Source organism: Amycolatopsis sp. 505, assembly GCF_031625235.1.
Taxonomy (GTDB): domain Bacteria; phylum Actinomycetota; class Actinomycetes; order Mycobacteriales; family Pseudonocardiaceae; genus Amycolatopsis.
In genome coordinates, this window is sequence record NZ_JACKQP010000009.1 from 12,033 (window position 1) to 36,536 (window position 24,504).

At 71.9% G+C, this 24,504-nt stretch carries 25 protein-coding genes and 1 tRNA gene; 10 read left to right on the forward strand and 16 right to left on the reverse strand.

The genetic code is table 11. The features are described from left to right. The first annotated feature begins 48 nt into the window (after nt 1–48). On the forward strand, nt 49–1,674 hold the full coding sequence (locus H5965_RS30835) for a CocE/NonD family hydrolase (RefSeq protein ID WP_310974227.1): 1,626 nt from the start codon (nt 49–51) through the stop codon (nt 1,672–1,674). Here H5965_RS30835 and H5965_RS30840 read toward each other — a convergent pair. From H5965_RS30840 to H5965_RS30850, 3 genes are read right to left on the reverse strand one after another with little or no spacing between them, the layout of a single operon-like run. Beyond that, on the reverse strand, nt 1,664–2,824 hold the full coding sequence (locus tag H5965_RS30840) for a M48 family metalloprotease (RefSeq protein WP_310974229.1): 1,161 nt from the start codon (nt 2,822–2,824) through the stop codon (nt 1,664–1,666). The genes H5965_RS30835 and H5965_RS30840 overlap by 11 nt on opposite strands. Next, nucleotides 2,821–3,336 (reverse strand): hypothetical protein, encoded by a 516-nt coding sequence (locus H5965_RS30845; protein WP_310974230.1) that lies wholly within the window; start codon nt 3,334–3,336, stop codon nt 2,821–2,823. The genes H5965_RS30840 and H5965_RS30845 overlap by 4 nt, the downstream gene beginning before the upstream one ends. A 13-nt stretch (nt 3,337–3,349) precedes the next feature. Then, complete coding sequence (locus tag H5965_RS30850; protein WP_310974232.1) at nt 3,350–3,775, reverse strand: hypothetical protein; 426 nt, start codon at nt 3,773–3,775, stop codon at nt 3,350–3,352. A gap of 154 nt (nt 3,776–3,929) precedes the next feature. On the opposite strand from H5965_RS30850, the gene H5965_RS30855 reads away from it, so the two are divergent. Beyond that, nucleotides 3,930–4,655 (forward strand): hypothetical protein, encoded by a 726-nt coding sequence (locus tag H5965_RS30855; protein WP_310974234.1) that lies wholly within the window; start codon nt 3,930–3,932, stop codon nt 4,653–4,655. Nucleotides 4,656–4,660: 5 nt separating this feature from the next. Here the strand turns inward: H5965_RS30855 and H5965_RS30860 are convergent, their stop codons facing one another. Together H5965_RS30860 and H5965_RS30865 are read right to left on the reverse strand one after the other, a co-directional pair. Further along, nucleotides 4,661–5,413: a metallophosphoesterase gene (locus H5965_RS30860; RefSeq protein WP_310974236.1), complete on the reverse strand. Its 753-nt coding sequence runs from the start codon at nt 5,411–5,413 to the stop codon at nt 4,661–4,663. After that, entirely contained in the window at nt 5,410–6,036 is a 627-nt protein-coding gene (locus tag H5965_RS30865) for a GntR family transcriptional regulator (RefSeq protein ID WP_310974237.1), read from the reverse strand. Before H5965_RS30865 ends, H5965_RS30860 begins: the two co-directional genes overlap by 4 nt. 46 nt (nt 6,037–6,082) lie before the next feature. Between H5965_RS30865 and H5965_RS30870 the strand changes: the two genes are divergently transcribed. After that, the gene (locus tag H5965_RS30870) at nt 6,083–7,252 is read left to right on the forward strand and encodes an aminotransferase class V-fold PLP-dependent enzyme (protein ID WP_310974239.1); all 1,170 of its coding nucleotides are present in this window, start codon (nt 6,083–6,085) and stop codon (nt 7,250–7,252) included. On the opposite strand, the gene H5965_RS30875 is transcribed toward H5965_RS30870, so the two are convergent. The 3 genes from H5965_RS30875 to H5965_RS30885 all read right to left on the reverse strand — a co-directional run bounded on the left by H5965_RS30875 (nt 7,249) and on the right by H5965_RS30885 (nt 10,344). Continuing rightward, complete coding sequence (locus H5965_RS30875) at nt 7,249–8,070, reverse strand: serine protease (RefSeq protein WP_310974241.1); 822 nt, start codon at nt 8,068–8,070, stop codon at nt 7,249–7,251. The genes H5965_RS30870 and H5965_RS30875 overlap by 4 nt on opposite strands. A gap of 146 nt (nt 8,071–8,216) precedes the next feature. Further along, the gene (locus H5965_RS30880; protein WP_310974245.1) at nt 8,217–9,167 is read right to left on the reverse strand and encodes an SDR family NAD(P)-dependent oxidoreductase; all 951 of its coding nucleotides are present in this window, start codon (nt 9,165–9,167) and stop codon (nt 8,217–8,219) included. Nucleotides 9,168–9,207: 40 nt separating this feature from the next. Then, a complete protein-coding gene (locus tag H5965_RS30885; RefSeq protein ID WP_310974247.1) occupies nt 9,208–10,344 on the reverse strand; it encodes an acyl-CoA dehydrogenase family protein in 1,137 nt (378 codons plus the stop codon). Between the two features lie 62 nt (nt 10,345–10,406). Between H5965_RS30885 and H5965_RS30890 the strand changes: the two genes are divergently transcribed. Next, nucleotides 10,407–10,823 (forward strand): cupin domain-containing protein, encoded by a 417-nt coding sequence (locus H5965_RS30890; RefSeq protein WP_310974249.1) that lies wholly within the window; start codon nt 10,407–10,409, stop codon nt 10,821–10,823. On the opposite strand, the gene H5965_RS30895 is transcribed toward H5965_RS30890, so the two are convergent. Continuing rightward, nucleotides 10,820–11,284 (reverse strand): MarR family winged helix-turn-helix transcriptional regulator, encoded by a 465-nt coding sequence (locus tag H5965_RS30895; RefSeq protein WP_310974251.1) that lies wholly within the window; start codon nt 11,282–11,284, stop codon nt 10,820–10,822. The two genes, H5965_RS30890 and H5965_RS30895, sit on opposite strands and share 4 nt — an antisense overlap. Before the next feature lie 125 nt (nt 11,285–11,409). On the opposite strand from H5965_RS30895, the gene H5965_RS30900 reads away from it, so the two are divergent. Then, a complete protein-coding gene (locus H5965_RS30900; RefSeq protein WP_310974252.1) occupies nt 11,410–11,904 on the forward strand; it encodes a carboxymuconolactone decarboxylase family protein in 495 nt (164 codons plus the stop codon). A 43-nt stretch (nt 11,905–11,947) separates the two neighbouring features. On the opposite strand, the gene H5965_RS30905 is transcribed toward H5965_RS30900, so the two are convergent. Together H5965_RS30905 and H5965_RS30910 are read right to left on the reverse strand one after the other, a co-directional pair. After that, on the reverse strand, nt 11,948–12,814 hold the full coding sequence (locus H5965_RS30905) for a hypothetical protein (RefSeq protein WP_310974253.1): 867 nt from the start codon (nt 12,812–12,814) through the stop codon (nt 11,948–11,950). A 28-nt stretch (nt 12,815–12,842) separates the two neighbouring features. Further along, nucleotides 12,843–13,166, reverse strand: a complete 324-nt coding sequence (locus H5965_RS30910) for a hypothetical protein (protein ID WP_310974254.1) — start codon at nt 13,164–13,166, stop codon at nt 12,843–12,845. Between the two features lie 284 nt (nt 13,167–13,450). Here H5965_RS30910 and H5965_RS30915 point away from each other — a divergent pair, with 284 nt between their 5' ends. Then, entirely contained in the window at nt 13,451–14,911 is a 1,461-nt protein-coding gene (locus tag H5965_RS30915) for an MFS transporter (protein WP_310974255.1), read from the forward strand. 217 nt (nt 14,912–15,128) lie between these two features. On the opposite strand, the gene H5965_RS30920 is transcribed toward H5965_RS30915, so the two are convergent. From H5965_RS30920 to H5965_RS30930, 3 genes are all read right to left on the reverse strand, one after another. Next, a tRNA-Val gene (locus H5965_RS30920) sits at nt 15,129–15,203 on the reverse strand. Nucleotides 15,204–15,243: 40 nt separating this feature from the next. Next, complete coding sequence (locus H5965_RS30925) at nt 15,244–15,708, reverse strand: peroxiredoxin (RefSeq protein WP_310974256.1); 465 nt, start codon at nt 15,706–15,708, stop codon at nt 15,244–15,246. Between the two features lie 73 nt (nt 15,709–15,781). Continuing rightward, nucleotides 15,782–16,213 (reverse strand): DUF3052 domain-containing protein, encoded by a 432-nt coding sequence (locus H5965_RS30930; RefSeq protein WP_003084504.1) that lies wholly within the window; start codon nt 16,211–16,213, stop codon nt 15,782–15,784. Nucleotides 16,214–16,630: 417 nt separating this feature from the next. On the opposite strand from H5965_RS30930, the gene aceE reads away from it, so the two are divergent. Both aceE and H5965_RS30940 read left to right on the forward strand, forming a co-directional pair. Then, nucleotides 16,631–19,426, forward strand: a complete 2,796-nt coding sequence (aceE, locus tag H5965_RS30935) for a pyruvate dehydrogenase (acetyl-transferring), homodimeric type (RefSeq protein ID WP_310974258.1) — start codon at nt 16,631–16,633, stop codon at nt 19,424–19,426. Between the two features lie 74 nt (nt 19,427–19,500). Further along, entirely contained in the window at nt 19,501–20,712 is a 1,212-nt protein-coding gene (locus H5965_RS30940) for an alpha-hydroxy acid oxidase (protein ID WP_310974259.1), read from the forward strand. Here the strand turns inward: H5965_RS30940 and H5965_RS30945 are convergent. Beyond that, complete coding sequence (locus H5965_RS30945) at nt 20,709–21,452, reverse strand: SDR family oxidoreductase (protein ID WP_310974261.1); 744 nt, start codon at nt 21,450–21,452, stop codon at nt 20,709–20,711. The genes H5965_RS30940 and H5965_RS30945 overlap by 4 nt on opposite strands. A gap of 82 nt (nt 21,453–21,534) precedes the next feature. Between H5965_RS30945 and H5965_RS30950 the strand changes: the two genes are divergently transcribed. Then, nucleotides 21,535–22,125 carry a TetR/AcrR family transcriptional regulator gene (locus H5965_RS30950; RefSeq protein ID WP_310974263.1) on the forward strand — a complete coding sequence of 197 codons (591 nt, stop codon included), beginning with the start codon at nt 21,535–21,537 and terminating at the stop codon, nt 22,123–22,125. Nucleotides 22,126–22,242: 117 nt separating this feature from the next. After that, nucleotides 22,243–23,853, forward strand: a complete 1,611-nt coding sequence (locus H5965_RS30955; RefSeq protein ID WP_310974265.1) for an L-lactate permease — start codon at nt 22,243–22,245, stop codon at nt 23,851–23,853. Here H5965_RS30955 and H5965_RS30960 read toward each other — a convergent pair. Next, complete coding sequence (locus tag H5965_RS30960) at nt 23,834–24,472, reverse strand: nicotinamide mononucleotide transporter family protein (RefSeq protein WP_086852227.1); 639 nt, start codon at nt 24,470–24,472, stop codon at nt 23,834–23,836. The two genes, H5965_RS30955 and H5965_RS30960, sit on opposite strands and share 20 nt — an antisense overlap. Nucleotides 24,473–24,504 lie beyond the last annotated feature (32 nt).

The following is a 24,504-nucleotide window of genomic DNA, read 5'->3' on the forward strand; positions in this document are numbered from 1 at the left end:
TACGGTCGGATCCGGAAGGATCTACTCCACTTCGGAAGGCGGGCACCCGTGCTGGACCGACTTGTCGACAAGTTGCTCGGGCTCCCCCGCGCCGAAGGACCGAAGCCGGTCGTGACGCGCGACCTCGCCGTGCCGATGCCCGACGGCGTCACGCTGCTCGCCGACCGGTACGCCCCGGCCGGGACGACGTCGGCGCCGGTGGTGCTGATCCGCACGCCGTACGGGCGCAAGGGCCTGGCGTCGAAGCTCTTCGGCGAGACGTTCGCCCGGCACGGGCTGCAGACGGTCGTCCAGAGCACCCGCGGCTCGTTCGGCTCCGGCGGCGAGTTCCGGCCCTTCCACCTCGAACGCGAGGACGGTATCGCCACCGCCGAGTGGCTGCGCGCGCAGCCGTGGTGCGACGGCACCCTCGGCATGGCCGGCGCCAGCTACCTCGGGCACACGCAGTGGGCGATCGGGCCGTACCTCGACCCGCCGCTGGCCGCGATGTGCCTCGGCGTGACGGCGTCGGAGTTCGTCTCGACGTTCTACCCGGGCGGTGTGCTCGCGGCGGACAACATGGTCTCCTGGTCGGCGATGATCGGCCGCCAGGAGGAACGCTTCGCAGCGCTGCCGAACCCGCTGCAGAAGCGGAAGACCCGTAAGGCGATGTCGTTCCTGCCGCTGAGCCGCGCCGACGTCGCCGCGATCGGCAAGCCGGTGCAGTTCCTCCAGGACGTCACCGAGCACTTCGTCCCCGACGACGGCTACTGGGCGATGTCCGACCACAGCGCCGAGGTGGCGAAGCTGGACGTCCCGGTGTCGATGGTCACCGGCTGGTACGACCTGTTCATCGGCTCGCAGCTGCGCGACTTCCGGACCCTCGCCGACGCGGGCAAGGCGCCGCGGATCACGATCGGGCCGTGGGCGCACGGCGAGCCCGCGAGCATGGGCCCGATGCTGCGGGACCAGCTCGGCTTCCTGCGCGCGCACCTGCTCGGCGACCGGACGTACCTGCAGCGCTCGCCGGTCCGGTTGTTCCTGCAGGGCGCCGGGACGTGGCTGGACTTCGAGTCGTGGCCGCCGCCGTCGAAGGCGACCGAGGCGCACCTGCGGCCGATCGGCGGCCTCGGCGAGAGCTTCGGCGAGCCGGCGTTGCCGACGGCGTTCACCTACGACCCGGCCGACCCGACGCCCGCGGTCGGCGGCCCGCTGCTGACGGGCGAGTGGAAGCAGCGCGACAACCAGCAGGTCGAGGCCCGGCCGGACGTCCTGGTGTTCACCGGCGAGCCACTGCCGTCGGACCTCGACGTCATCGGCGAGGTGTCGGCGACCGTGCACGTCCGCACCGAGCTCGGCCACGCCGACGTCTACGTCCGGCTTTGCGACGTCGACGCCGGCGGGGTTTCGCGCAACGTGACCGACGGGATCCTGCGCCTGCGCCCAGGCGTCCCGGCCGCGGACGCGGACGGCGTGGTGACGGCGGAGGTGACGCTCGACCCGACGGCGTACCGCTTCCGCCGCGGCCACCGCCTGCGCGTCCAGGTGGCGGGCGGCGCGTTCCCGCGGTTCGCGCGCAACCACGGGACGGACGAGCCGGTGACGTCGGCGGTGGCGGGGAAGCCGAACCGCTTCGAGGTGTTCCACGACGCGGCCCGGCCGTCCCGGCTCACGCTGCCGGTGTTCAGCAGCTGACGAGGCGCACCCACGGCCGGCGCAGCAGCGGCCAGGCGGCGAGGAAGAGCGCGGCGGCCGTCCAGACCGGCCAGCCCGCGGCCGCCCAGAGCCCGATCGCGCGGAGAGTGCCGGATTCGCCGATCGGCAGCCAGGCGGCGTGCGCGGCGAGCAGCAGCCAGCCCAGCTGGACCAGCCAGCCCAGCGGGTAGCACGCGATCGCGGCGAAGGCGGTGGCGCGCGGGCCCGCGCGCAGCAGCCGGCGGCGCAGGGCCATGGGCGGGTGAGTGAGCCTGGCAAGCACGCGGCCGCGGTGCGTGGCACCCAGCCGCATTGCCGGTCCGGCCGCGGCGACGTGGTCGGCGGCGAACTCGGCGCTCCACGAACCGGCGACGGGCAGCGTGATGGCGGCGAGCAGCAGCCCGAGCGCGTTGAGCAGCATCAGGCCCAGCCCGGTGAAGAGCTGCCCGGTGGAGGGCACGGCGCGAGCGAGGACGTCGGCGAACCACACTGCCCCGACCGGCACCACGGCGGCCCAGGCGAACAGGGCGAACCAGTGCCGGACGAGGAAGGCGAGCGGGCTGGTGGCGCCGGCGAGGTAGGTGTCGCCATGCCGGCAGTGGGCGAGTTCGTGCCGCACGACGGCTTCGGCGGCGGCGCGGTCCCGCCGCCAGAGCACGACGAGCGGGGCGAAGACGGCGAGCCGCGGCCGCCGGGGACGGCGGAGGTAGGCGAAGGCGAGCAGGTCGGTGCGCCGCGGGTTGGCCCGGACTTCGACACCGGGCAGCTGGGCCCGCGCGTAGCCGGCGATGGCGGCGAGGCTCGGGGTGCGGAGGTCGTCGCTCAGCCCGTACCGGCGCTCGACGAGCCGCCCGCGCACCCCGGCACCCGCCACGGTGACGACGGCGGCGAGCAACACGACAGCGGGCATGAGATCGACCAGCCCGGCCACGCGCAGGACGTCGCTGCCGGGGACGGTGGTGGCGGGGTTCGGGGTGACGCCGAGGAGGTCGAACAGGCTGTCCCGCCAGGTCGGGAGCTGCCGGGGCACGGTCCAGCACAGGGCGGTGAGGAACCAGAAGAGCAGCCAGGGCGGCGCCGGCGACCGGGGTGGGGTGAGGGTTTGCCGGAGTGGTGCGGATACGCCCTGCCGAGCGTCGCCGCCGGTCATCGGCTCGGGTTCTCCGGTGGGGCCGCGGCCAGGTAGGCCCGGGTGCCCGCGCCGTCCTTGATCAGGGCCCGGACGATGCGGAACGTCAGGACCTCGCTGTCGGTCTCCGGCACCCCCGCCGCCTTCAGCTCGGCGCTGATCGCGTCGATCAGGTGGTTCAGCTCGGGCAGCCCCGGCGCCTGCGGTTCCGCGGCCGGGACCTGCTTCGCGCGGCGGCGGTCCCACAGGTCGCCGAGGTTCTTCAGCAGCGTCGAGACGCTGCTCGCGTTGCCGCCCAGCGCCGTCCAGATCGCGTGGCCCGCCAGCGTCACCGTCGCCAGCACGTGCGGGAACAGCACGATCGGCGCGGTCACGTCGAAGCCGCCCGGTGCCGCGTTCGTGCGCGCGAACAGCTCCCGCCGGGCCGCGCCGCCCGCCAGGTACGCCGCCGTCACCGCCGGAACCAGTTCCGCCTCGTCCGGTGCCACCTCCGCCGCCAGCCGCACCGCCCAGCCGATGACCTCGTCGCTCACCCGTCCCGCCCCTCTATGCGAACGCTTCGTGGAACTCCACCTCGTACGGGCCGGGCACGAACGGCCCGCCGAGCCCCAGCTCGACCACCACCGTCGCGCCGGGGCCGACCGCCGATCGTGCCTGGCCGAACAGCTCCGCCACCTTCGTGCCGCCGACGAAGAGGGTCAGCCGGAACAATCCCGTTCGCGGCCGGTCCGCCCGGTTCGTCACCGTGATCTCGCCGGTGAAGAACCCGGTGCCGTCGTCACCCAGCCGAGCGCCGCTCAGGTCCCACTGCCGGTCGCTCCCCCGCGCCGCGACGTCCACCGCGGACGGCGGCGGCGGGACCTCGGGCACCGGCGCGGCCGGCCGGCTCAGGAAAAGGACGAATCCGAGCAGCAGCGAGCCCGCGACCACCGCGAGCGCGTGCACTCCCGCGCGACGGACAACGCCCGGCACCGACCCTCCACAGTGGACGAACGCCCGGCCGGGCGTTCGTCCACGAGTCGCGCGGGCGGGCCAAGCCGTTACAAACCCCGCCGTAACGTCTCCGCGGCCGCCCGCGTCTACGCCGGTGACAGCACCGCCCCGCCTCTGTCAGATCGGGATTCCCTTGATCAGCAACCGAAAGATCGTCACCGCGCTGACCGCCGGGCTGCTGCTGCTCACCGCCGGCTGCGGCGGCGTCGAGCAGGTCGCGAGCCCGGCACCGGTCTCGACGACCGAAACGCCGGCGCCGACCACCGAGACGACTCCGACCAGCACGGCGGAGACCACGACCGAGACGACCCCGGCGGACACCTCGGAAACCACGACCACCGAAGAAGAAACGACCACCTCGGAGACCGAAGAAGAAGCGCCACGGACGCCGTCCGGCTCCTACGACGTCACGATTTCCGGCTCGGTCTCGGGCACCTCGTTCCGCCGGTCCGCCACCCTCCGCATCGTCGAGACGATCTCCTCGAGCGGCACCACGAACGACGTCAACCCGGTCGACGTCTGCCTGGTTTCCGGCAACCCGGCCGGGCAGCCGCAGCCAGGCGCGATCTGGTTCGGCTCGAACTCCGGCTGCGTCCCCGGCGCCGGCGCGGGGCACCTCGACCTGGCGACCGTCGACGTGGACGGGGACACGGTCACCGTCGAGCCCGTCGAGAACATGGCCGCCACCGGCGGCAACGTCTTCACGTCGTCGTCGAGCATCGCGGCGTGCCCGTTCTTCCCGGTGTCGGGACGGCTGCGGGTGACCGCGGGCGGCGGCGTTTCCGGCCGCATCGAGGTCACCGGCTACGGCGGCGCGTTCTGCGGGAAGACGGTCTACAGCGCGAAGATCTCCGGCTGAGTACCTCAGAGCGGGACCACGCGGTGGTGGCTGGTCACCCGGCCGTCGTCGTGGAGGACGTGCAGCAGCAGGGCCGGCGGGCGGTCGTACTCCAGCGGGCCGCCGTCGGTCCAGCCGCTGTCGCCGCCCGGCTCGATCGGGAGCAGGGAGCCCGAAACGACGCCGGGCGCGATGCGCAGCGGCACGCCCGCGAACGTCGTCGAAGCGCCCGTGTGCACGTGTCCGGCCAGCAGCGCGACCACCCGCGGATGGCGTTCCAGCACCGAGGCCAGCCGCTCCGAGCCGTCCTGGCGGATCGCGTCCACCAGCGGGACGCCGACCTCGACCGGCGGGTGGTGGAAGGCGACGAACGCCGGGCCGTCACCGCCGGAAAGGACGCCGTCGAGCCAGTCCAGCGTCTCGTCGGCGAGGAAGCCGGCGCCGCGGCCCGGGATCGTCGAATCACACAGCGCGAACAGCACGCCACCGATCTCCTGCGCGAGGTCGATCGGGCCGTCGGACGCGGGCACGTCGAGCAGGCTCGTGCGGAACGCCGCGCGGACGTCGTGGTTGCCGGGGCACAGCAGCACCGGTGCCGGGTGCTTCAGCAGCTCGGCGGCACGCGCGTACTCCTCGGCCGTGCCGTGGTCGGCGATGTCACCGGTGACGACGACCGCGTCGACCGGCAGCTGCCCGAGGTAGGCCATCGCCGCCGCGACACGGGCCTCCGCCCGCGAGCCGCCGTCGAGGTGCAGGTCGCTCAGGTGCGCGATGATCATGGTCCGTCCTTCCCCAGGTACGCCAAGGCCTTGACCCAGTTGGCGACGAGCACCGAGGACGCGGCGGCCAGGTCGCCGTCGCGCAGGGCCGCGGCGATGCGGCGGTGCTCGCCGATGCTCTCCCCGGCGTGGTCGTGCCGGGCGAAGTACGCCGACTCGTAGCGCTTGAGCAGCGGCTTCGTCTGCTCGATCAGGCGCAGCAGGTGCGGGTTCGGGCAGCGGGACAGCAGCAGAGCGTGCCAGCGATCGTCCAAAGCGGACAGATCACCGCCGTCGGCGACGGCCATTTCGCCGGCCACGGCGTCGAGCGCGTCCGGCAGCCCGGCCAGCTCCAGCGGCGACGTCCAGCGCAGCGCGAGCGCTTCGAGCTCGGCCACCAGCGGGTAGAGCCGGCGGGCCTCGTCGAGGTCGAACGGCGGGACCAGGAACCCCCGGCCGGGCGCGGCGACCAGCAGGCCGCGGTCGGCGAGCCCGATCAGCGCCTCCCGCAGCGGCGTCCGGCTGACCCCCAGCTCGCGCGCCAGGTGCACCTCGTTGACGCGGGCGCCGGCCGCGAGCCGCCGGTCGAGCACGCGGGCGGTGATCTGCTCGATGAGGTCGCTGCGCAACGGGGTGCGGGCCATGCCGGGCAGTATTGCATACAATAGATATCTACTGTATTCAGTTCGTATGAGCTTCGACGTCGAACGCGCGCGGCGCGAGACCCCGGGCTGCGCCGAGGTGGTCCACTTCAACAACGCGGGCGCGGCGCTGCCCCCGGCCGTCGTGACCGACACCGTCGTCGAGTACCTGCGCCACGAAGCGCTGGTCGGCGGCTACGAAGCGGCCGCCGCGGCCGCGGAACGCCTGGACGCGGTGTACGCGTCGGTGGCCCGCCTGCTCGGTGCCGGCCACGACGACATCGCGCTCACCGACAACGCGACCCGCTCCTGGCAGGCGGTGTTCTACGCGCTGCCGTTCGGCCCCGGGGACCGGATCCTGACCTCGCGGGCGGAGTACGCCAGCAACGCGATCGCGTTCCTGCAGGTCGCCGGGCGCACCGGCGCGGTCGTCGAGGTGATCGGCGACGACGAATCCGGGCAGCTGGACGTCGACGAGCTGCGGCGGCGCGTCGACGGCAGCGTCAAGCTGATCGCCGTCAGCCACGTGCCCACCCAGGGCGGCCTGGTCAACCCGGCCGAGGAGATCGGCGCGGTCGCCGAGGCGGCCGGCATCCCGTTCCTGCTGGACGCCTGCCAGTCGGCGGGCCAGCTCGACCTCGACGTCTCCCGCCTCAAGTGCGACGCGCTGTCGGGAACGGGCCGCAAGTACCTGCGCGGCCCGCGCGGCACCGGGTTCCTGTACGTGCACCCACGGCTGCGCGAGCGGCTGGAGCCGGCGATGCTCGACCTGCACTCGGCGAGCTGGGAGTCGCCGACGGAGTACGTCGTCGACCCGACGGCCAAACGCTTCGAGGTGTGGGAACGCGACTTCGCCGCGGTGTGCGGCCTCGGCGCGGCGATCGACTACGCCCTCGACTGGGGATTGCCCGCGATCGAGTCGCGCGTTGCTTCACTGGCGGCGTTGCTGCGCGAGCGGCTGACCGAGGCCGGCGCGCGCGTCCACGACGCCGGGGCGCGGAAGTGCGGCCTGGTCACGTTCAGCGTGGACGGCACGCCGGCCACGGAGATCAAGGCGCGGCTGGCGGAGGCGAACATCAACACGTCGCTGTCGACCCGCACGTCGGCGCAGTACGACTTCACCGCGCGGGCGCTGCCGGACATGGTGCGGGCGTCGGTGCACTACTACAACACCGAGAACGAGATCGACTTGCTCGTGCGGGAAGTCGAGAAGCTCTAGCCGCGCCCGCGGATGGTGCGCTGGATCCAGCCGGCGTAGGCGGGCACGCTGGTGTAGAGGCCGGGTCCGTTGGCGCAGGGCACGTCGTCGTCGCCGGGACCGGAGGTGACTCCGATCAGCTCCCACCGGCCGGCTGCCCCGCGCCGGATCTGCGGGCCGCCGGAGTCGCCCATGCACGCCATCGCACCGGGCTTGCGGCTCACGGTGCACAGCCGGGTTCGATCCGCGTAGCCGGGCGAACACTCCGATTCCGCGCCGCGACGGGTGTCGAGCTGCTGGAGCCGCTCCGGGAACACCGCCTCGGTGACGTCGGCGGTGTCGACGGTGGTGCCGAACCCCAGCAGGCGGGTCGGCGTGCCGGGGCGGCCGGGACGCTCGGCGACGCGGATCGGCCGGTGCGGCACCGGCCGGTCCAGGCGCACCAGCGCGATGTCGTTCTCGTTCGGCGCCCCGGGCCGGTAACCCGGGTGACGCACCCACCGATCGATCGCGCGCACCGTGCCGCCGGAGCTCCGCCGCTCGCTGCCGATCCGCACGGTTCCCTCCGGCCTGGCCGGGTTGCGTCCCGGATCGACGCAGTGCGCCGCGGTCACCACCCACTGCGGGTGGATCAGCACCGCCCCGCAAACGCCCTTGGCGTTGCCCAGCTCGGGCACGACCTCCGGGATCGAGGCCATGAAACCGTAGCGTTCGGTGGAGTCCTCCCCGTTGACCACGGCGCCGGCACTGCCGGGCACCGCCAGCGCGCAGAAGGCTCCGGCCAGGACGACCCCCGCCACCCGGACCATGGTGCGACGCACGGATTCCGCTTTCGACATGCTGTTCCTTCGTTCGACGACTTCGGACTGGTGAAGATCAGCTTCGTCGTCGGTCCCCGCCGGAACCACCAGGTCCGCCCCCGGATCCGCCGGGGCGGCCACGCGACGCCGGGTGGTGGGGTCCGCCCCACCCTCCGCCGTCCGGCTCAGGCGAAGGCGTTCACGCCGGTCAGCTCGGCGGACACCGTCCAGAGCCGTTCGGCGAGCGCAGGGTCGATCGCGTAGTCCTTCACGCCGGTGCGGCTGCCGTCGGCCGGGGCGGGCTCGGCGACCTCGCAGTCCTCGAGGTACACGCCGCCGAGGCCGTCGAGCTGCGGGGACGTCGCCGCCCAGACCTGGGTGGCGGCGCCCTGCTCCGGCGTCTTCGCCCCTCCGGTGACCCGGCCGGACTCGTCGACCATGCCGGCGTCGACGAGCTCCTGGCGGTCCAGGTGGCGCACGAGCTCGGTGAGGATCCGCCCGGGGTGCAGGGCGAACGCGCGGATTCCGCGCTCGCGGGCCAGCCGGTCGAGGTGCACGGCGAACAGGATGTTCGCCGTTTTCGCCTGGCCGTAGGCGAGCCACTTGTCGTAGCCGCGCTCGAAGTCCAGGTCGTCGAAGCGCACCGGGCCGTAGTGGTGGCCGCGCGAGGACACCGAAACCACGCGGGCGCCCGGGCGAAACGCCGGCCAGAGGCGGTTCACCAGCGCGAAGTGCCCGAGGTGGTTGGTGGCGAACTGCGCCTCCCAGCCCGGTCCGACGCGGGTTTCCGGCAGCGCCATGATGCCCGCGCTGCCGATGAGGACGTCGATGCCGCGGCCCGAAGCGAGGACCCGCTCGGCGAAGGCGCGGACGCTTTCGAGGTCACCGAGATCGAGCTCGCCGATCTCGACGTTTTCGAAGCCCTGCAACGCTTTCTCGGCCGTGACGGGCCGCCGGGCCGGGACGACGACGTGCGCGCCCGCCCCCGTCAACGCCCGCGTGGTCTCCAGGCCGATGCCCGAGTAGCCGCCGGTGACGATCGCGAGCTTGCCGGTCAGGTCGAGGCCGTCGAGGACTTCGGCCGCCGTGGTGGTGGCGCCGAAACCGGAGCCGATCTTGTGCTGTGCGGTGGTCATGCCCGCGACGGTAGGACCTGGAGCGGACTCCAGCGCAAGTTCAGCCCTTGAGCAGCTGCCGCGCGATCACGAGCTTCTGGATTTCGCTGGTCCCTTCGTAGATCCGGAACAGCCGCGCGTCGCGGTAGATCCGCTCGACCGTCACGCCGCGGACGTACCCCGTCCCGCCGTGGACCTGCACCGCGCGGTCGGCGACCCGGCCGAGCATCTCGGTGCAGAACAGCTTCGCCGACGACGGCCCGAGCTTGCGGTCCTCGCCCGAGTCGTACTTCGCCGCGGCCTCGTGCACCATCGCGCGGCCGGCCGCGAGCTCGGCGTGGGACTCCGCCAACAGCGCCTGCACCAGCTGGTACTCGCCGATCACCCGGCCGCCCTGACGTGCCGTCCGCGCGTACTCGACGGCTTCGGCGAGCGCCCGCTCGGCCAGGCCGACGCACAGCGCCGCGATGTGCAGGCGGCCGCGGGCGAGCGAGGCCATGGCGATGCCGAACCCCTTGCCCTCCGCGCCGACCAGCGCGTCGGCCGACAGCTCGACGTCGTCGAAGACCACCTCCGACGTCCAGGCGCCGGCCTGGCCCATCTTGGTGTCGTGCGGGCCGACGGTGACGCCGGGCGCGCCCGCGGGCACGAGGAACGCGGAAATGCCGTGGCGGCCGGTGCTTTCCGGATCGGTGCGGGCGAAGGTGACGAACACTTCGGCGAGCGGCGCGTTGGTGATGAACCGCTTGGTGCCCGAGAGCCGGTAGCGGTCGCCGTCGCGGACCGCGCGGCTGGTCAGGCCGCCCGGGTCCGAGCCCGCCTCGGCTTCGGTGAGCGCGAACGACGCGATCGCCCCGCCCGCGGCCAGCCGCGGCAGCCAGCGGGTGCGCTGGTCCGGCGTCCCGTGGTGCACGATCGCCTGGCCGGCGATGCCGTTGTTGGTGCCGAACAGCGACCGGAAGGCCGGCGTCGTCCAGCCGAGCTCGATCGCCAGCCGGACGTCCTCGGCCATGCCGAGCCCGAGCCCGCCGTACTCCTCCGGCAGCGCCCACCCGAACAGGCCGAGCTCGGCGGCCTTCTCCCGGATCCTGGCCGGGATTTCGTCCCGTTCGTCGATCTCCGCCTCGCGCGGCACGACCTCCTTGCGCACGAAGTCCCGCACCGCGTCGAGGACCTGCCCGAAAACGTCCGCGTCCATGCCGCGGCACGCTACCCGGATCACTGCCCCCAAGGGCACACCCGGACGCGGTAGCTTGGGCGATGCGCAAGCCGATCGCCGTAGTCACGGCCGCCCTCGCCGCGGCCCTGGTCCTGCCCGCCACCGCCTCCGCGACGCCCGGCAGCGGCGTCGCCGGCACGATCCTGGCCCAGAAGACCATCGGCCACACCGATTACACGCTGCGGGAGATCACCATCCAGCCGGGCGGCTACACGGGCTGGCACTTCCACGACGGCACGCTCTACGCGTACGTCAAGGCGGGCACGTTGACGCACAACCTGGCCGACTGCAGCATCGACGGCGTCTTCGGCACCGGTCGCGCGTTCACCGAGAAGCCGGACCAGGTGCACATCGGCCGCAACCTCGGGTCGACGCCGCTGGTGCTGGAGGTGCTGTACGTGCTCCCGAAGGGCAGCCCGCTGTCGGAGGACGCCCCGAACCCGGGCTGCGGCTTCTAGCCCGCCAGCCATCCGGCGGCGTCCAGCCGATAAGCCGCTGGGCCCACGACCGCGCGCAAGTCGTTCTCCAGCGCGGCGATCCGCTCCGCCCCCACCACTCGCGCCCACTCCGCGCGCAGCTCGTCGAAGATCTCCGCGGACTTCCGGAGTGCGTCGACGCCGTGCGCCGTCAGGCGGACGATCTTGCGGCGGGCATCCGCCGGGTCGTCGGCGCGCTCGGCGTACCCGAGCGTCTCGAGCCGTTCCACCGTCTTGCCCGCCGCCTGCTTGGACACGCCCAGGCGGCGGCCGATCTCCGATGCCGTCGCGCCCTGGACGCCGATGGCCTGCATCGCGAAGCCGTACGACGGGCGCACGTCGGGGTGGCCGCGGCGGGCGAGCTCGGCGTGCAGGCGGTCGATGAGCGTGCGGAAACCACCGAAGAGCAGGAAGGGCAGCTCGTAGCCCGGCGTGTCCGTCATCGGACCTTGCCAAACTCGACAACCTGGTTTACGGTTTCGACAACCACGTTGTCGATCCTAACTCGGGAGACGCCTTGTTCGCCGATCACACCCCGGAGTCTGCACCCCCCGCCGCCCGCCCCGCGATGACGGCCACCGCGAAGAAGTTCGGCCGCGTGCCGTCCGCCGTCGCCCGGCTGGCGACCTCACCGGAACTGCTCAACGGATTCCTGAAGCTCAGCGCCATCTTCGAGACCACGACCCTGACGGCGCTGGAACGCGAAGTGCTGATCATGACCGTGGCGGCGCGCAACGAGTGCCACCTCTGCGTGGCGATGCACACGGCCACGCTGACCCGCCTCAACGCGCCGGCGGAACTCGTGGCGGCGCTGCGGGCGGAAGCCTCGCTGCCGGACCCGCGGCTGGAGGCGCTGCGCGTCTTCGTCCACGCGGTGATGGACACGCGCGGCGAGGCGCCGGCCGAAGCGCTGGAGGCGTTCACCGGCGCCGGTTACACGGAGCGGAACGCCTTGGAGGTGGTGCTGGGCATCGGAACGTACACGCTGTCGACGTACGCGAACCGCCTCACCCGCGCCCCGCTCGACGAGGTCTTCGCCGAGCACGCCTGGCACGCGGCGTAAGGCCGTGGGGCCGCCCGGAGCAGGCGGCCCCACGGCCGGGAACTCAGCCCTTCGCCAGGGTGACGACCGTGGTGGTGTCGACCGAGACGTTGGTGTTGTAGTTCGGGTCGAGCGCGGTCGCCTGGGTGACGACCTCGGCCTGGCCCTTCTGGAACGGCGTGGTGCCCGTCGGGACCACGGTCGCCTTCCACGGCGCCGCCGTGCCCGGCGTGCAGGCGACCTGCACCGAGTAGGTGCCGCGGATGATGACGTTGTGCTTGACCTGCGTCGCCGCCCCGCTCAAGGTGACCTTCGCCGGGCCGGTGCATTCGACGGTGCCGTGCAGGTACGCGTTGCCGTTGAGCGTGCTCGCGGTGCCGTCGGTGGCCACCTTGAGCCCGATCGCCAGCTCCGCCGGGGCCGGCGGGTTCGCGATGTGCACCTCACCGCGCAGGGCGGCCGTGCCCCCTTCGCAGTGCTGCTCGTAGGTGGCGTCGAGCGCCTGGACGTACCCGTGCGGCCCGAAGACGACGTTCTGCACGGTGAACGTCCCGGTCAGGGTGTTGCAGCCCCGGCCGTTGCCGCTCAGGTCCAGCCCCGGCGCGTTGGCACCCTGGAACGGGTAGCGCGTCGCCCCGTCGTAGGTGCCGGCGGTCAGGCCCGTGCCGCTGGGTGCGGCCAGGTCGAGCGTCCACCAGTCGCTGTTGAAGCCGCTGACGCTCACCGCGATGTGGTTGCGGTCCTCCGACGCGTTGACCGTGAGCCGGTCCTTCGCTTCGGTGGAGTAGGCGTAGGAACCGCCCCCGCTGATGTAGTCGCCTTCGTCCCCGCTGAACGACAGCGCTCCGGTGGCGACCGGCTGCGCCTGCGCCGGCACGGCCCCCAGGAGCACGGCCAGCACGGGCACCGCGACGACTACGGCTCGCTTCAAAAACCCTGAACCCTTCACAGGTTCCCCCTCAGGTGAGTTGGTCACTTGCCGACCTGCCTGTCGGCCGGACTCGATCACCCGTTACGCCCGAGAAGCGATTTTTGCTTTTCGCACAACAAGATAGGGGTTCCGCGCGCGGATTTTGACAAAGCTTCCCGATCAGCGGGCACGACGACGGCAACCGGCGTCCCGCGGCGCCGGCGTTGACGAGCGCGCCGAGACCGCTGCCCGGGATCGGCTCGGTGAACGTCCCGCCGGTGAGCGTGATCGAGCCCGCGGCGGGCAGGTGCCTCGCCGTGCGCCGGGCGAGCGCGACCTGGCCGAGCAGGTTGGCGCGCAGGTCGTCGAGCACCTGCTCGTCGGGTCGGCACGGCGAGCGGGCGCAGCAGGACGTTGGCGGCGCAGCACACGACGGCGTCCGCGGCGGTCGCGAACAGCGCATCGAGCGAGACGGGGTCGTTGAGGTCCGCGGCGAGCGGGGACGTCCGCGACACGGGAACGACCTCGTGGCGCGGTTCGAGCGCGGCGGCGACGGCTCGCACGACGAGCCGGCCGCGAAAAAGTTCCCGCGACCGTGTCCGGTCCCCCGTCCCGGCTCCGACCTCCCGGCAAACGAACCACGGAGAAGGAGCCGAAATGGAGAAGCCGGCCGGACGGCGGGAGTGGCTGGGCCTGGCGGTGCTCGTGCTGCCCACCCTGCTCGTCGCGATGGACATGACCTCGCTGTTCCTCGCCTTGCCGCAGCTGAGCGCGGACCTCGGCGCGAACAGCACCGAGCAGTTGTGGATCACCGACAGCTACGGCTTCGTCGTCGCCGGGTTCGTCATCACCATGGGCACGCTCGGCGACCGGATCGGGCGACGGCGGCTGCTGCTCGCCGGCGGCGGGGCCTTCGGGCTCCTCTCGATCGTCGCCGCGTTCTCGACCGGGCCGATCATGCTCATCGTCGTGCGCGGGGCGCTCGGGGTGGCCGGGGCGACGCTCATGCCGTCGACGCTCGCCCTGATCACGAACATGTTCCGCGACGAAAAGCAGCGCGGGAAGGCCGTTTCGATCTGGGCCACCTGCCAGTTCGCGGGCGGCGCGGCCGGCCCGGTGTTCGCCGGCTTCCTGCTCCAGCACTTCTCGTGGGGCTCGGTGTTCCTGGTCGCCGTTCCGGCCGTCGCCGTGCTGCTCGTCGCGGGCCCGTTCCTGCTGCCGGAGTTCCGCGCGCCGGCGTCCGGGCGGCTGGACCTGCCCGGCGTGGCGCTCTCGCTGACCGCCGTGCTGCTGATCGTGTTCGGCCTCAAGCAGCTGGCCACCGGCTCGCTGGTCCTGCCGCTCGCGGCGATCGCCGCCGGGGCGCTGCTGGGCGCCGTCTTCGCCCGCCGCCAGCTGACGACGTCGTCGCCGCTGTTGGACCTGCGGCTGTTCCGGAACCGCCCGTTCACCGCGGTGCTGGTGGCGCTGGTGTTCGCCGGCGTCGCGATGGCCGGCGTCGGGCTGCTGGTGACGCAGTACCTGCAGAGCGTCCTCGGGCATTCGCCGCTCGTCTCGGCCCTGCTGTTCGCTCCGATGGGCCTCGGCGTGGCGGCGGGCACGATGACGGCGCCGGCGTTGACCCGCTGGATGCCTCCGGCCACGGCGATCGCGGGCGGTCTCGCGGTGTCGGCGGCGGGCAGCCTGCTGCTGGTGGTCACCGACGGCCTGGTCCCGGTCGTGCTGGGCATCACGGTGCTGACGCTGGGCACGGGCCCGCTGTTCGCCCTCGGCATCGGCCTGGTGCTGGGCTCGGTCCCACCGGAGCGCGCGGGTTCGGCGGCCTCGATGGCCGACACCGGCAACTACCTCGGCGGCTCGCTGGGCCTGGCCCTGATCGGCCTGACGGCGGCGGCGGTGTACCGCGGCGTCTTCCCGGCGGGCACGACGCTCGCGGCGGACATCACCCGGCCGGCGCTGGCGGAGCAGGCGAAGGCGGCGTTCACGACGGCGCTCAACGTGACGGGCGTGATCGCGGCGGTGCTGTTCGCGGGGCTGGCGTTGCTGGTGACGACCATGCGCCGGACTGAGGCTGTGGACGCCGAGCCGGTCACGGCGGTGCCGGAAAATGCCGGATGACCAAGGCCGGAGTGCCTGCGTTGACGGCCGGCCGGGGCGGTCGGGTCACCGGCGGGCACGCGGGCCTTCGTGGCTCACCCGGCGGGCACCATCTCCTGGCCCGACGGGCGTTCGGCCTCCGTCGACGGCACCGTCCACGCGGTCAGCGGCTACCGCGAGACCTGACCTCGCGGAGATGACAACGGGGCCCTCGACGCGCTCGAGGGCCCCGTTTCGCTGGTGGGCGCAGCAGGGTTCGAACCTGCGACCGCTCGGGTGTAAGCCGAGTGCTCTTCCGCTGAGCTATGCGCCCTCACGGGGGCGGGCCGGTGCCGGACCGCCGCCGCGGAAACTCAAGCTGCCAGTTCGGCCACGGCCTTCTTCCAGCCCTGCTGGTCGCGCGCGTCGCGGGGCCCGTTGACCTCGGCGAACCGGACGATGCCGGTCGAGTCGATCAGGAACGTGCCGCGGATCGCCAGGCCGGCTTCGGCGTTGAACACGCCGTACGCCTGGGCCACCTCGCCGTGCGGCCAGAAGTCCGAGAGCAGCGGGAACTGGTAGCCCTCCTTCTCGGCCCACGCTTTGAGCGAAAACGGCGTGTCGACCGAGACGCCCAGGACCTGGACGCCCTTGCCGTCGTAGTCCGCGAACTCGTCGCGGAGCTGGCAGAGCTCGCCGGTGCAGATGCCGCTGAACGCGAACGGGTAGAAGACCAGCAGCACCGGCTTGTCACCCCGGAAGGACGACAGCTGGACCGGCTGCATGTTGTAGTCCTTGAGCGTGAAGTCGGGGGCCTCAGAACCGACCGCGACAGTCATACCAGCGTTTCCTCTCCCGAACGGACACGTGCCTGCGACGACAACCCTATCGTGTCCGTCCGGCGGGACTTGTTCAGCGCTGCTTCGACTTCGACTTCGGCGACACCAGGCGGGTGCCGATCCAGTTCGGGCCGACACTGATGTTGGCGGTCTGGGCCAGGCCGACGGCGGGCACCGCTTCGGCGATTTCGCTCGGCTCGACGTGCCCGGGCTGTCCCGTCTTGGGGGTGAGCACCCAGATCACGCCGGTCTCCTCCAGGGGGCCCCTGGCGTCGATGAGCGCGTCGCCCAGGTCGCCGTCGTCCTCGCGCCACCAGAGCAGCACCACGTCGATGACCTCGTCGGCGTCCTCGTCGAGGATGTCCCCGCCGATCTGCTCCTCGATCGCCGCGCGGACGTCGTCGTCGACGTCCTCGTCCCAGCCGATCTCCTGGACCACCATCTCGGGCTTGATGCCGAGCCTCTCGGCGACGCTGCTCTGATCAGCGTCTCCCGCGGCGACCACTGCTTTCACTCCTCCAACTGCGACGGAGTGCGGCGTCCCCCAGCCCCTCGGAGGGTACGACGGCGCCACACTCGGCTACCCGGTTGCCGATAGCGAACACTGGTGAGGCTCCGCGCGCAACCGTCCACACCGGATCTTTGACAACTCGTGTCGCAGGATACGGCCCGCCACCGGCCGCCCGCGACGGCGTTTCGGGTGCCTGGCGCCCCCGGTCTGCCACCCCTCCGGGGGTCGTCCCCTAGGGTGGGGGAGAAGAAAACGCGCGCGCGATACACCGCGCGCAGGGAGTGGCTCGACCGGGCCGGTCTATGTTACCGCCAAGTAGCGGTGCGGAAGCCGGGACGGAAGACGACGATGGAGAGTCGTACACCCCCGCGTACGAGCACCACCGGCTACAACTTTTCGCAAGGAGACCCCTTGGCCCCGCAGAACGACGGCGCCTCCGGCAAGGAGACCCCGGCACGCGTACGCGTCATCCGTGACGGACTGGCGGCGCACCTGCCCGACATCGACCCGGAGGAGACCGCCGAGTGGCTGGACTCCTTCGACGAGGCCCTCGCGAGGGGCGGGCAGCAGCGAGCCAGGTACCTGATGCTGCGCATCCTCGAGCGCGCCCGGGAGCGGAACGTCGGCGTCCCGGCCCTGACCTCGACGGACTACGTCAACACGATCCCCACCGAGAACGAGCCCTGGTTCCCCGGTGACGAGGACATCGAGCGCCGCTACCGCGCCTGGATCCGCTGGAACGCCGCGATCATGGTGCACCGCGCGCAGCGTCCCGGCGTCGGCGTCGGCGGCCACATCTCGACCTACGCCTCCTCGGCCGCGCTCTACGAGGTGGGCTTCAACCACTTCTTCCGCGGCAAGGACCACTCCGGCGGCGGCGACCAGATCTACATCCAGGGCCACGCCTCCCCCGGCATCTACGCCCGCGCGTTCCTCGAAGGCCGCCTGAGCGAGTCGCAGCTCGACGGCTTCCGCCAGGAGTTCAGCCACGCCGGCGAGGGCGGCGGCCTGCCGTCGTACCCGCACCCGCGGCTGATGCCGGAGTTCTGGGAGAACCCGACGGTGTCGATGGGCCTCGGCCCGATGAACGCCATCTACCAGGCCCGGTTCAACCGCTACCTGCGCGACCGCGGCATCAAGAACACCGACGACCAGCACGTCTGGGCGTTCCTCGGCGACGGCGAGATGGACGAGGCCGAGTCCCGCGGCCTCATCCACGTCGCGGCCGGCGAGGGCCTCGACAACCTGACTTTCGTGATCAACTGCAACCTGCAGCGGCTCGACGGCCCGGTGCGCGGCAACGGCAAGATCATCCAGGAGCTGGAGTCGTACTTCCGCGGCGCCGGCTGGAACGTCATCAAGGTGATCTGGGGCCGCGAGTGGGACTCGCTGCTGCACGCCGACCGCGACGGCGCGCTGGTCAACCTGATGAACGTCACCCCCGACGGTGACTACCAGACGTACAAGGCCAACGACGGCGCCTTCGTCCGCGAGCACTTCTTCGGCCGCGACCCGCGGACGAAGGACCTGGTCAAGGACCTCTCCGACGCCGACATCTGGAACCTCAAGCGCGGCGGCCACGACTACCGCAAGGTGTACGCGGCGTACAAGTCGGCGCTGGAGCACCACGGCCAGCCGACGGTGATCCTGGCCCACACCATCAAGGGCTACGGCCTCGGCCCGGCGTTCGAGGGCCGCAACGCCACGCACCAGATGAAGAAGCTCACCCTCGACGACCTGAAGCTGTTCCGCGACTCGCAGCGGATCCCGATCAGCGACGAGGAGCTCGAGCGCAACCCGAAGCTGCCGCCGTACTACCACCCGGGCGCCAACTCGCCCGAGATCGAGTACATGATCGGCCGCCGCAAGGCGCTCGGCGGGTTCCTGCCGGAACGTCGTCCCAAGGCCGCCAAGGCCCTGGTGCTGCCCGGCGACAAGGTCTACGAGGGCATCCGGAAGGGCTCCGGCAAGCAGGAGGTCGCCACCACGATGGCGTTCGTCCGGCTGGTCCGCGAGCTGGCGAAGGACTCCGAGATCGGCAAGCGCGTCGTCCCGATCATCCCGGACGAGGCCCGCACCTTCGGCCTCGACTCGATGTTCCCGACGGCCAAGATCTACAACCCGCACGGCCAGACCTACACGTCGGTCGACGCGAGCCTGATGCTGGCCTACAAGGAGTCCGAGAAGGGCCAGCTGCTGCACGAAGGCATCAACGAGGCCGGCTCGACGGCGTCGTTCACCGCCGTCGGCACGTCGTACGCGACGCACGGCGAGCCGATGATCCCGATCTACATCTTCTACTCGATGTTCGGGTTCCAGCGGACCGGTGACGGCCTGTACGCGGCCGCCGACCAGATGGCCCGCGGGTTCGTCCTCGGCGCCACCGCCGGCCGGACCACCCTCACGGGTGAGGGTCTGCAGCACGCGGACGGGCACTCGCTGCTGCTGGCGGCGACCAACCCGGCCGCGGTGGCCTACGACCCGGCGTGGTCGTTCGAGATCGCGCACATCGTCAAGGACGGCCTGCGCCGGATGTACGGCGAGACCGGCCCGGACGGCAACGGCGAGAACGTCTTCTACTACATGACGATCTACAACGAGCCGTACCAGCAGCCTGCCGAGCCGGAGAACCTCGACGTCGACGGCCTGCTCAAGGGTCTGTACAAGTACGCCGACGCGCCCGGAGGCGACGGTCCCGAGGTGCAGATCCTGGTCTCGGGCGTCACGATGCCGGACGCGCTGAAGGCGCAGAAGCTGCTGGCCGAGGAGTGGGGCGTGCGGGCCGCGGTGTGGTCGGCCACGTCGTGGACCGAGCTGCGGCGCGAGGCCGTCGAGATCGACCACGACAACCTGCTCTACCCGGGCAGCGAGCCGCGCGTGCCGTACGTCACCGAGGCGCTCAAGGGCGCGAACGGGCCGGTCGTCGCGGTGTCGGACTGGATGCGCGCGGTGCCGGACCTGATCCGCCCGTACGTCCCGACCGACATGCTGACGCTGGGCACGGACGGCTTCGGCTTCTCCGACACGCGGCCGGCGGCGCGGCGGAAGTTCCTGGTCGACGCCGAGTCGATCACCGTCGGGGCGCTGTCGATCCTGGCCAAGCGGGGCGAGGTCGACCAGGCGAAGGTCCTCGAAGCGGCCACGAAGTACCGGCTCGACGACATCGCGGCCGCCGGGCCGCAGACGTCGGATTCCGGGAACGCGTGATCTCCTGCTAGGTTCGGGACCCGGCAGACATCCGATGTCTGCCGGGTCCCGTGGCACGTAGGGAGTTGATGAAGGTGACGAAGCGCCGGTTGCCCAAGCCGAGCGAGCTGCAGCAGATCCTGCGGCCGAAGCCGATCGTGCTGAACCCGACGGACCGGCGGCTGGCCAACGCGCACACCATCGCCGACCTGCGGATGATCGCCCGCAAGCGCACCCCGCGGGCGGCGTTCGACTACACCGACGGCGCGGCCGAGCTCGAGGACAGCCTGCTGCGTGCCCGGCAGGCGTACCGGCGCATCGAGTTCCACCCGAACGTGCTGCGCGGGGTGTCCGATGTGGACACCACCCGCGAGATCCTCGGGAAGACGTCGGCGCTGCCGTTCGCCTTCGCCCCCACCGGGTTCACCCGGATGATGCAGCACGAGGGCGAACGCGCGGTGGCCCGCGTCGCCGAGCGCACCGGGATCCCGGTCGGGCTCTCGACGATGGCGACGACGTCGATCGAGGATCTCGCCGAAGCCGCGCCCGGCGCGCGCAAGTGGTTCCAGCTCTACGTCTGGCGCGACCACGGCGCCGGTGAAGATCTGATGAATCGGGCGTGGGCCGCGGGCTACGACACGCTCATGCTGACCGTGGACACCCCGGTCGCGGGCGCCCGGCTGCGGGACGTCCGCAACGGCCTGACCATCCCGCCGGCGCTGACCCTCAAGACGTTCCTCGACGGGGCGACCCACCCGGCGTGGTGGTTCAACCTGCTCACCACCGAGCCGCTGACGTTCGCGTCGCTCAACCAGTTCGGCGGCACCGTGGCCGAGCTGCTGAACAAGCTGTTCGACCCGACGCTGAACTACGACGACCTCGACTGGGTACGGCAGACCTGGCCGGGCAAGCTCGTGGTCAAGGGCGTGCAGAACGTCGACGACGCCCGCGACGTCGTCAAGCACGGCGCGGACGCGGTGCTGCTCTCCAACCACGGCGGCCGCCAGCTCGACCGCGCCCCCACGCCCCTGGAACTGCTCCCGGCGGTGCTGGACGAGCTCCAGGGCGGCGCGGAGGTCTGGATCGACACGGGCATCCTGTCCGGCGGCGACATCGTGGCGGCGATCGCCCGCGGTGCGGACGCCGTCCTGATCGGCCGCGCGTTCCTGTACGGCCTGATGGCCGGCGGCGAACGCGGCGTCCAGCGCTGCGTCGACATCCTGCGGACCGAGCTGGTCCGCACGATGCAGCTGCTCGGCGTCCGGACCCTGAAGGACCTGACGCCGAGCCACGCCACCCTGCGTTAGACCTGTGCCGCGCCGCCGTCGACGAAGAACTCGATGCCGTTGACGAAGCTCGACTCCTCGGAAGCCAGGAACAGCGCCGCGGCGGCGATCTCGGCCGGTTCCCCGACCCGGCCGAGCGGGACCTGCGCCGCGAGGTTGTCGAGCAAACCTTGCTGCTCGTCCTCGGCGACGAGGCCGAGCAGGCCGGGGGTGCGCGTGGGTCCCGGGGCCAGGACGTTGACCCGCGTCCCGGTCCCCTTGAGGTCGGTCGCCCAGCCGCGGGCGAAGTTGCGCACCGCCGCCTTCGTCGCCCCGTAGACGCTGAAGGCCGGGTCGACCCGGGTCGACGCCGTCGAGCCGGTGAGGATGATCGACGCGTTCGCGTTCAGCAGCGGCAGCGCCTTCTGGACGGTGAAGAGCACTCCCTTGACGTTCGTGGCGAAGGTCTTGTCGAACTGCTCCTCGGTGATCTCGCCGAGCGGGGCGAAGCTGCCACCGCCGGAGTTGGCCACCAGCACGTCCAGGCCGCGGCCGCGCTCGGCCACCGCGCGGTAGAGCGCGTCCAGGTCGGCCAAGTTCGCCGAGTCCGCCCGGATCGCCGTCACGTCGCCCCCGATCTCGGCGACCGCCTCGTCGAGGACTTCCTTGCGGCGGCCGGTGATGAACACGTGCGCACCTTCGGCCGCGAAACGCTTCGCGATGGCGAGCCCGATGCCGGTGCCGCCGCCGGTCACGACCGCGGTCTTGTTCTCCAGGTTCACGCTGCTCCTCCAGTTCTTGACTATCTCGTCCAGAACGTACGCCGTTCTGGACGAGATAGTCAAGAATGGGTAGCCTGATCCCATGGCGAGACCCCGGAGCTTCGACGAGACAGCGGTCCTGCGCGCGGCCAGGGACCAGTTCTGGGAACACGGCTACGCCGGCACGAAGGTCGACGACATCGCCGCCGCGACCGGCCTCGGCAAGGGCAGCCTGTATGGCGCCTTCGGCGACAAGCACGCGCTCTACCTGCGCGTCTACGACTACTACTGCACCGAAGCGACCGACGGCGTACGACACCAGCTCGAAGGCCCCGACGACACCGCCCACCGGCGGCTGTGCGACCACGTGCGAGCCATCGCCGAGTCGGTCGTCGCCGACCGGGACCGCCGCGGCTGCCTGATGGCCAAGGGCGCGGCCGAATGCTCGGAGCACGACGAGGCCGTCGCCACGCGGACCGGGCGAGCGTTCCGCGCCCTGCAGGACTCCCTGACGGCGTGCATCACGGGTGCGCAGCGCGCGGGCGACATCGCTGCCGAGGCCGACCCCGCCCACCTCGCCGGACTGGTGCTGGCCGTCCTGCGCGGGCTCGAAGCCCTGGGCAAGGGCGGCGTCGGACCGGACGAGATCCGTGCGATCGCCGAGACCGCCCTGGCCGTGCTGCCGAAGCCGTGAAGCACTGACCCGTTGGGCCAACTGGTCTCAACTTCTTGACGGACCGCCTGGTTTGTGACGAAGATCTCGGGCACCCGCCGAAAGGCCGTTTTCGCATCGTGGAAACGGAGGTCGCCCGTGTTCGTCCAGGATCTGACTCCGCTGGGTTCGCTGGGCCTGTCCGCGCTGGTCGCCGTGCTGCCGCTCGCCACCGTCCTCGTGCTGCTCGGCGCCGTGCGGATGCGAGCGCACCACGCCGCCCTCATCGGCTTGCTCGTCGCCCTCGTCGTCGGCGTCGCCGCGTACGGGATGCCGGTCGTGCAGGCCGTCTCCGGGGCGCTCGAAGGCGCCGCGTTCGGGTTGTGGCCGATCATGTGGATCGTCGTCAACGCGCTGTGGATCTACCGGCTCACCGTGCGAACCGGGCACTTCGACGTCCTGCGCCGCTCGTTCGGCCGGATCTCCGACGACCCGCGCATCCAGGCGCTGATCATCGCCTTCTGCTTCGGCGCGCTGATGGAAGCCCTCGCCGGGTTCGGCGCGCCGGTCGCGATCAGCGCCGTGATGCTGGTGGCGGTCGGCTTCCACCCGGTCAAGGCCGCCGTCGTCGCGCTGGTCGCCAACACCGCGCCGGTCGCGTTCGGCGCCATGGGCACCCCGGTCGTCACCCTCGCCCAGGTCACCGGCCTGCCGCTGCAGGACGTCTCGTCGATCGTCGGGCGGCAGACGCCGCTGCTCGCGCTGGTCGTGCCGCTGCTGCTGGTGATCATCGTCGACGGCAAGCGCGGCCTGAAGGACACCTGGCTGCCCGCGCTCGTCTGCGGGGTCGCGTTCGGGCTCGTGCAGTTCCTCGCGTCGAACTACGTGTCCCCGCAGCTGGCCGACATCGGCGCGGCGCTGGCCGGCGCGGCCGCGCTGGTCGCCCTCCCCCAGACCCGGCGCCCGGTGCCCGAAGCCGTCCGGATCGGCACCGGCGGCACGGCGACCGCCGAAGCGCCGCCGGAGGACGCGCGCGGCGACGTCGTCAAGGCGTACCTGCCGTACCTGCTCATCATCGTGATCTTCTCGGTCGCCGTGCTGCCGCCGGTCAAGCGGCTGCTGGACAAGGCGACCTGGAAGTTCCATTGGCCCGGGCTGAACGTCGCCGGGCCGAACGGGAAACCGGTGTCCGGCAACACGTTCTCGCTGCCGTTCCTCAACACCGGCGGGACACTCGTGCTGCTGGCGGGCGTCATCACGGCGGCGCTGCTGGCCGTTTCGGCGAGCGACACCGCGCGGGAGTGGCTGGCCACGGTCAAGGAACTGCGGTTCGCGATCCTCACCGTCACCGGCGTGCTCGCGCTGGCCTACGTGATGAACCTGTCCGGCCAGACGACCACGATCGGCACGTTCATCGCCGCCGCGGGCGCCGGGCTGGCGTTCCTCTCCCCGGTGCTGGGCTGGTTCGGCGTCGCCGTCTCGGGGTCCGACACCTCGGCGAACGCGCTGTTCGGCGCCCTGCAGGTGACGGCGGCGCACCAGACGGGCCTGCCCGCGGACCTGCTGGCCGCGGCCAACAGCTCCGGCGGCGTCCTCGGCAAGATGGTGTCGCCGCAGAACCTCACCATTGCCTGCGTGGCGGCGAACCTGCCCGGCGAAGAGGGAAAACTGCTGCGGAAGGTGCTGCCGTGGAGCGTCGGGCTGCTGCTGGTGATGTGCCTGATCGTCCTGGGTCAGAGCACCGCGGTGCTCAGCTGGATGCTGCCGTGACCCCGGGCCGGGCGGCGACGCGCTGGGCGGAGCGGTTCCAGCTCCACCAGCCGTGCACGACCAGGCCGGCGAACACGATGTAGATCGCAGCGGAGAAGTAGAGCCCGGAGGAGATCTGCAGCGGGACGCCGATGGCGTCGACGGCCAGCCAGACCAGCCAGAACTCGACCAGCCCGAGCCCCTGCGCCCCGAAGGCGACGAGGGTGCCGACGAAGATGGCGGCGTCCGGCCAGGGCGCCCAGGACGCGTTCAGGGCGTCGAGGACCAGCGCCATCACGGTGGTGCCGACGACGAAGGCGCCGATCATGGCCAGCCGTTCGGCGAGCCGGCCCTTGCGGACGACGACGCCGAACACCGGGTCCTGGCGGCGCGTCCAGGCCCACCAGCCGTAGACGGAGATGGCGAGGATGGCGACCTGCCGCGCGGCGAGCCCGCCGAGGTGCGCGGAGACGTAGACGGCGAACAGCAGCACGGTGGCCCCGACCTGCACCGGCCACGTCCACAGGGTGCGACGCTGCGCGAGGAACACGACGGCGAGCGCGAACACCTGCCCGGCGAGCTCCGCGATCGAAATCCACTGGCCGAGCACGGTGATCCCGTGGTGCAGCAGGAAGTCCACGTCACGCCCCTTTCGTCCTACCGCTCCCAACA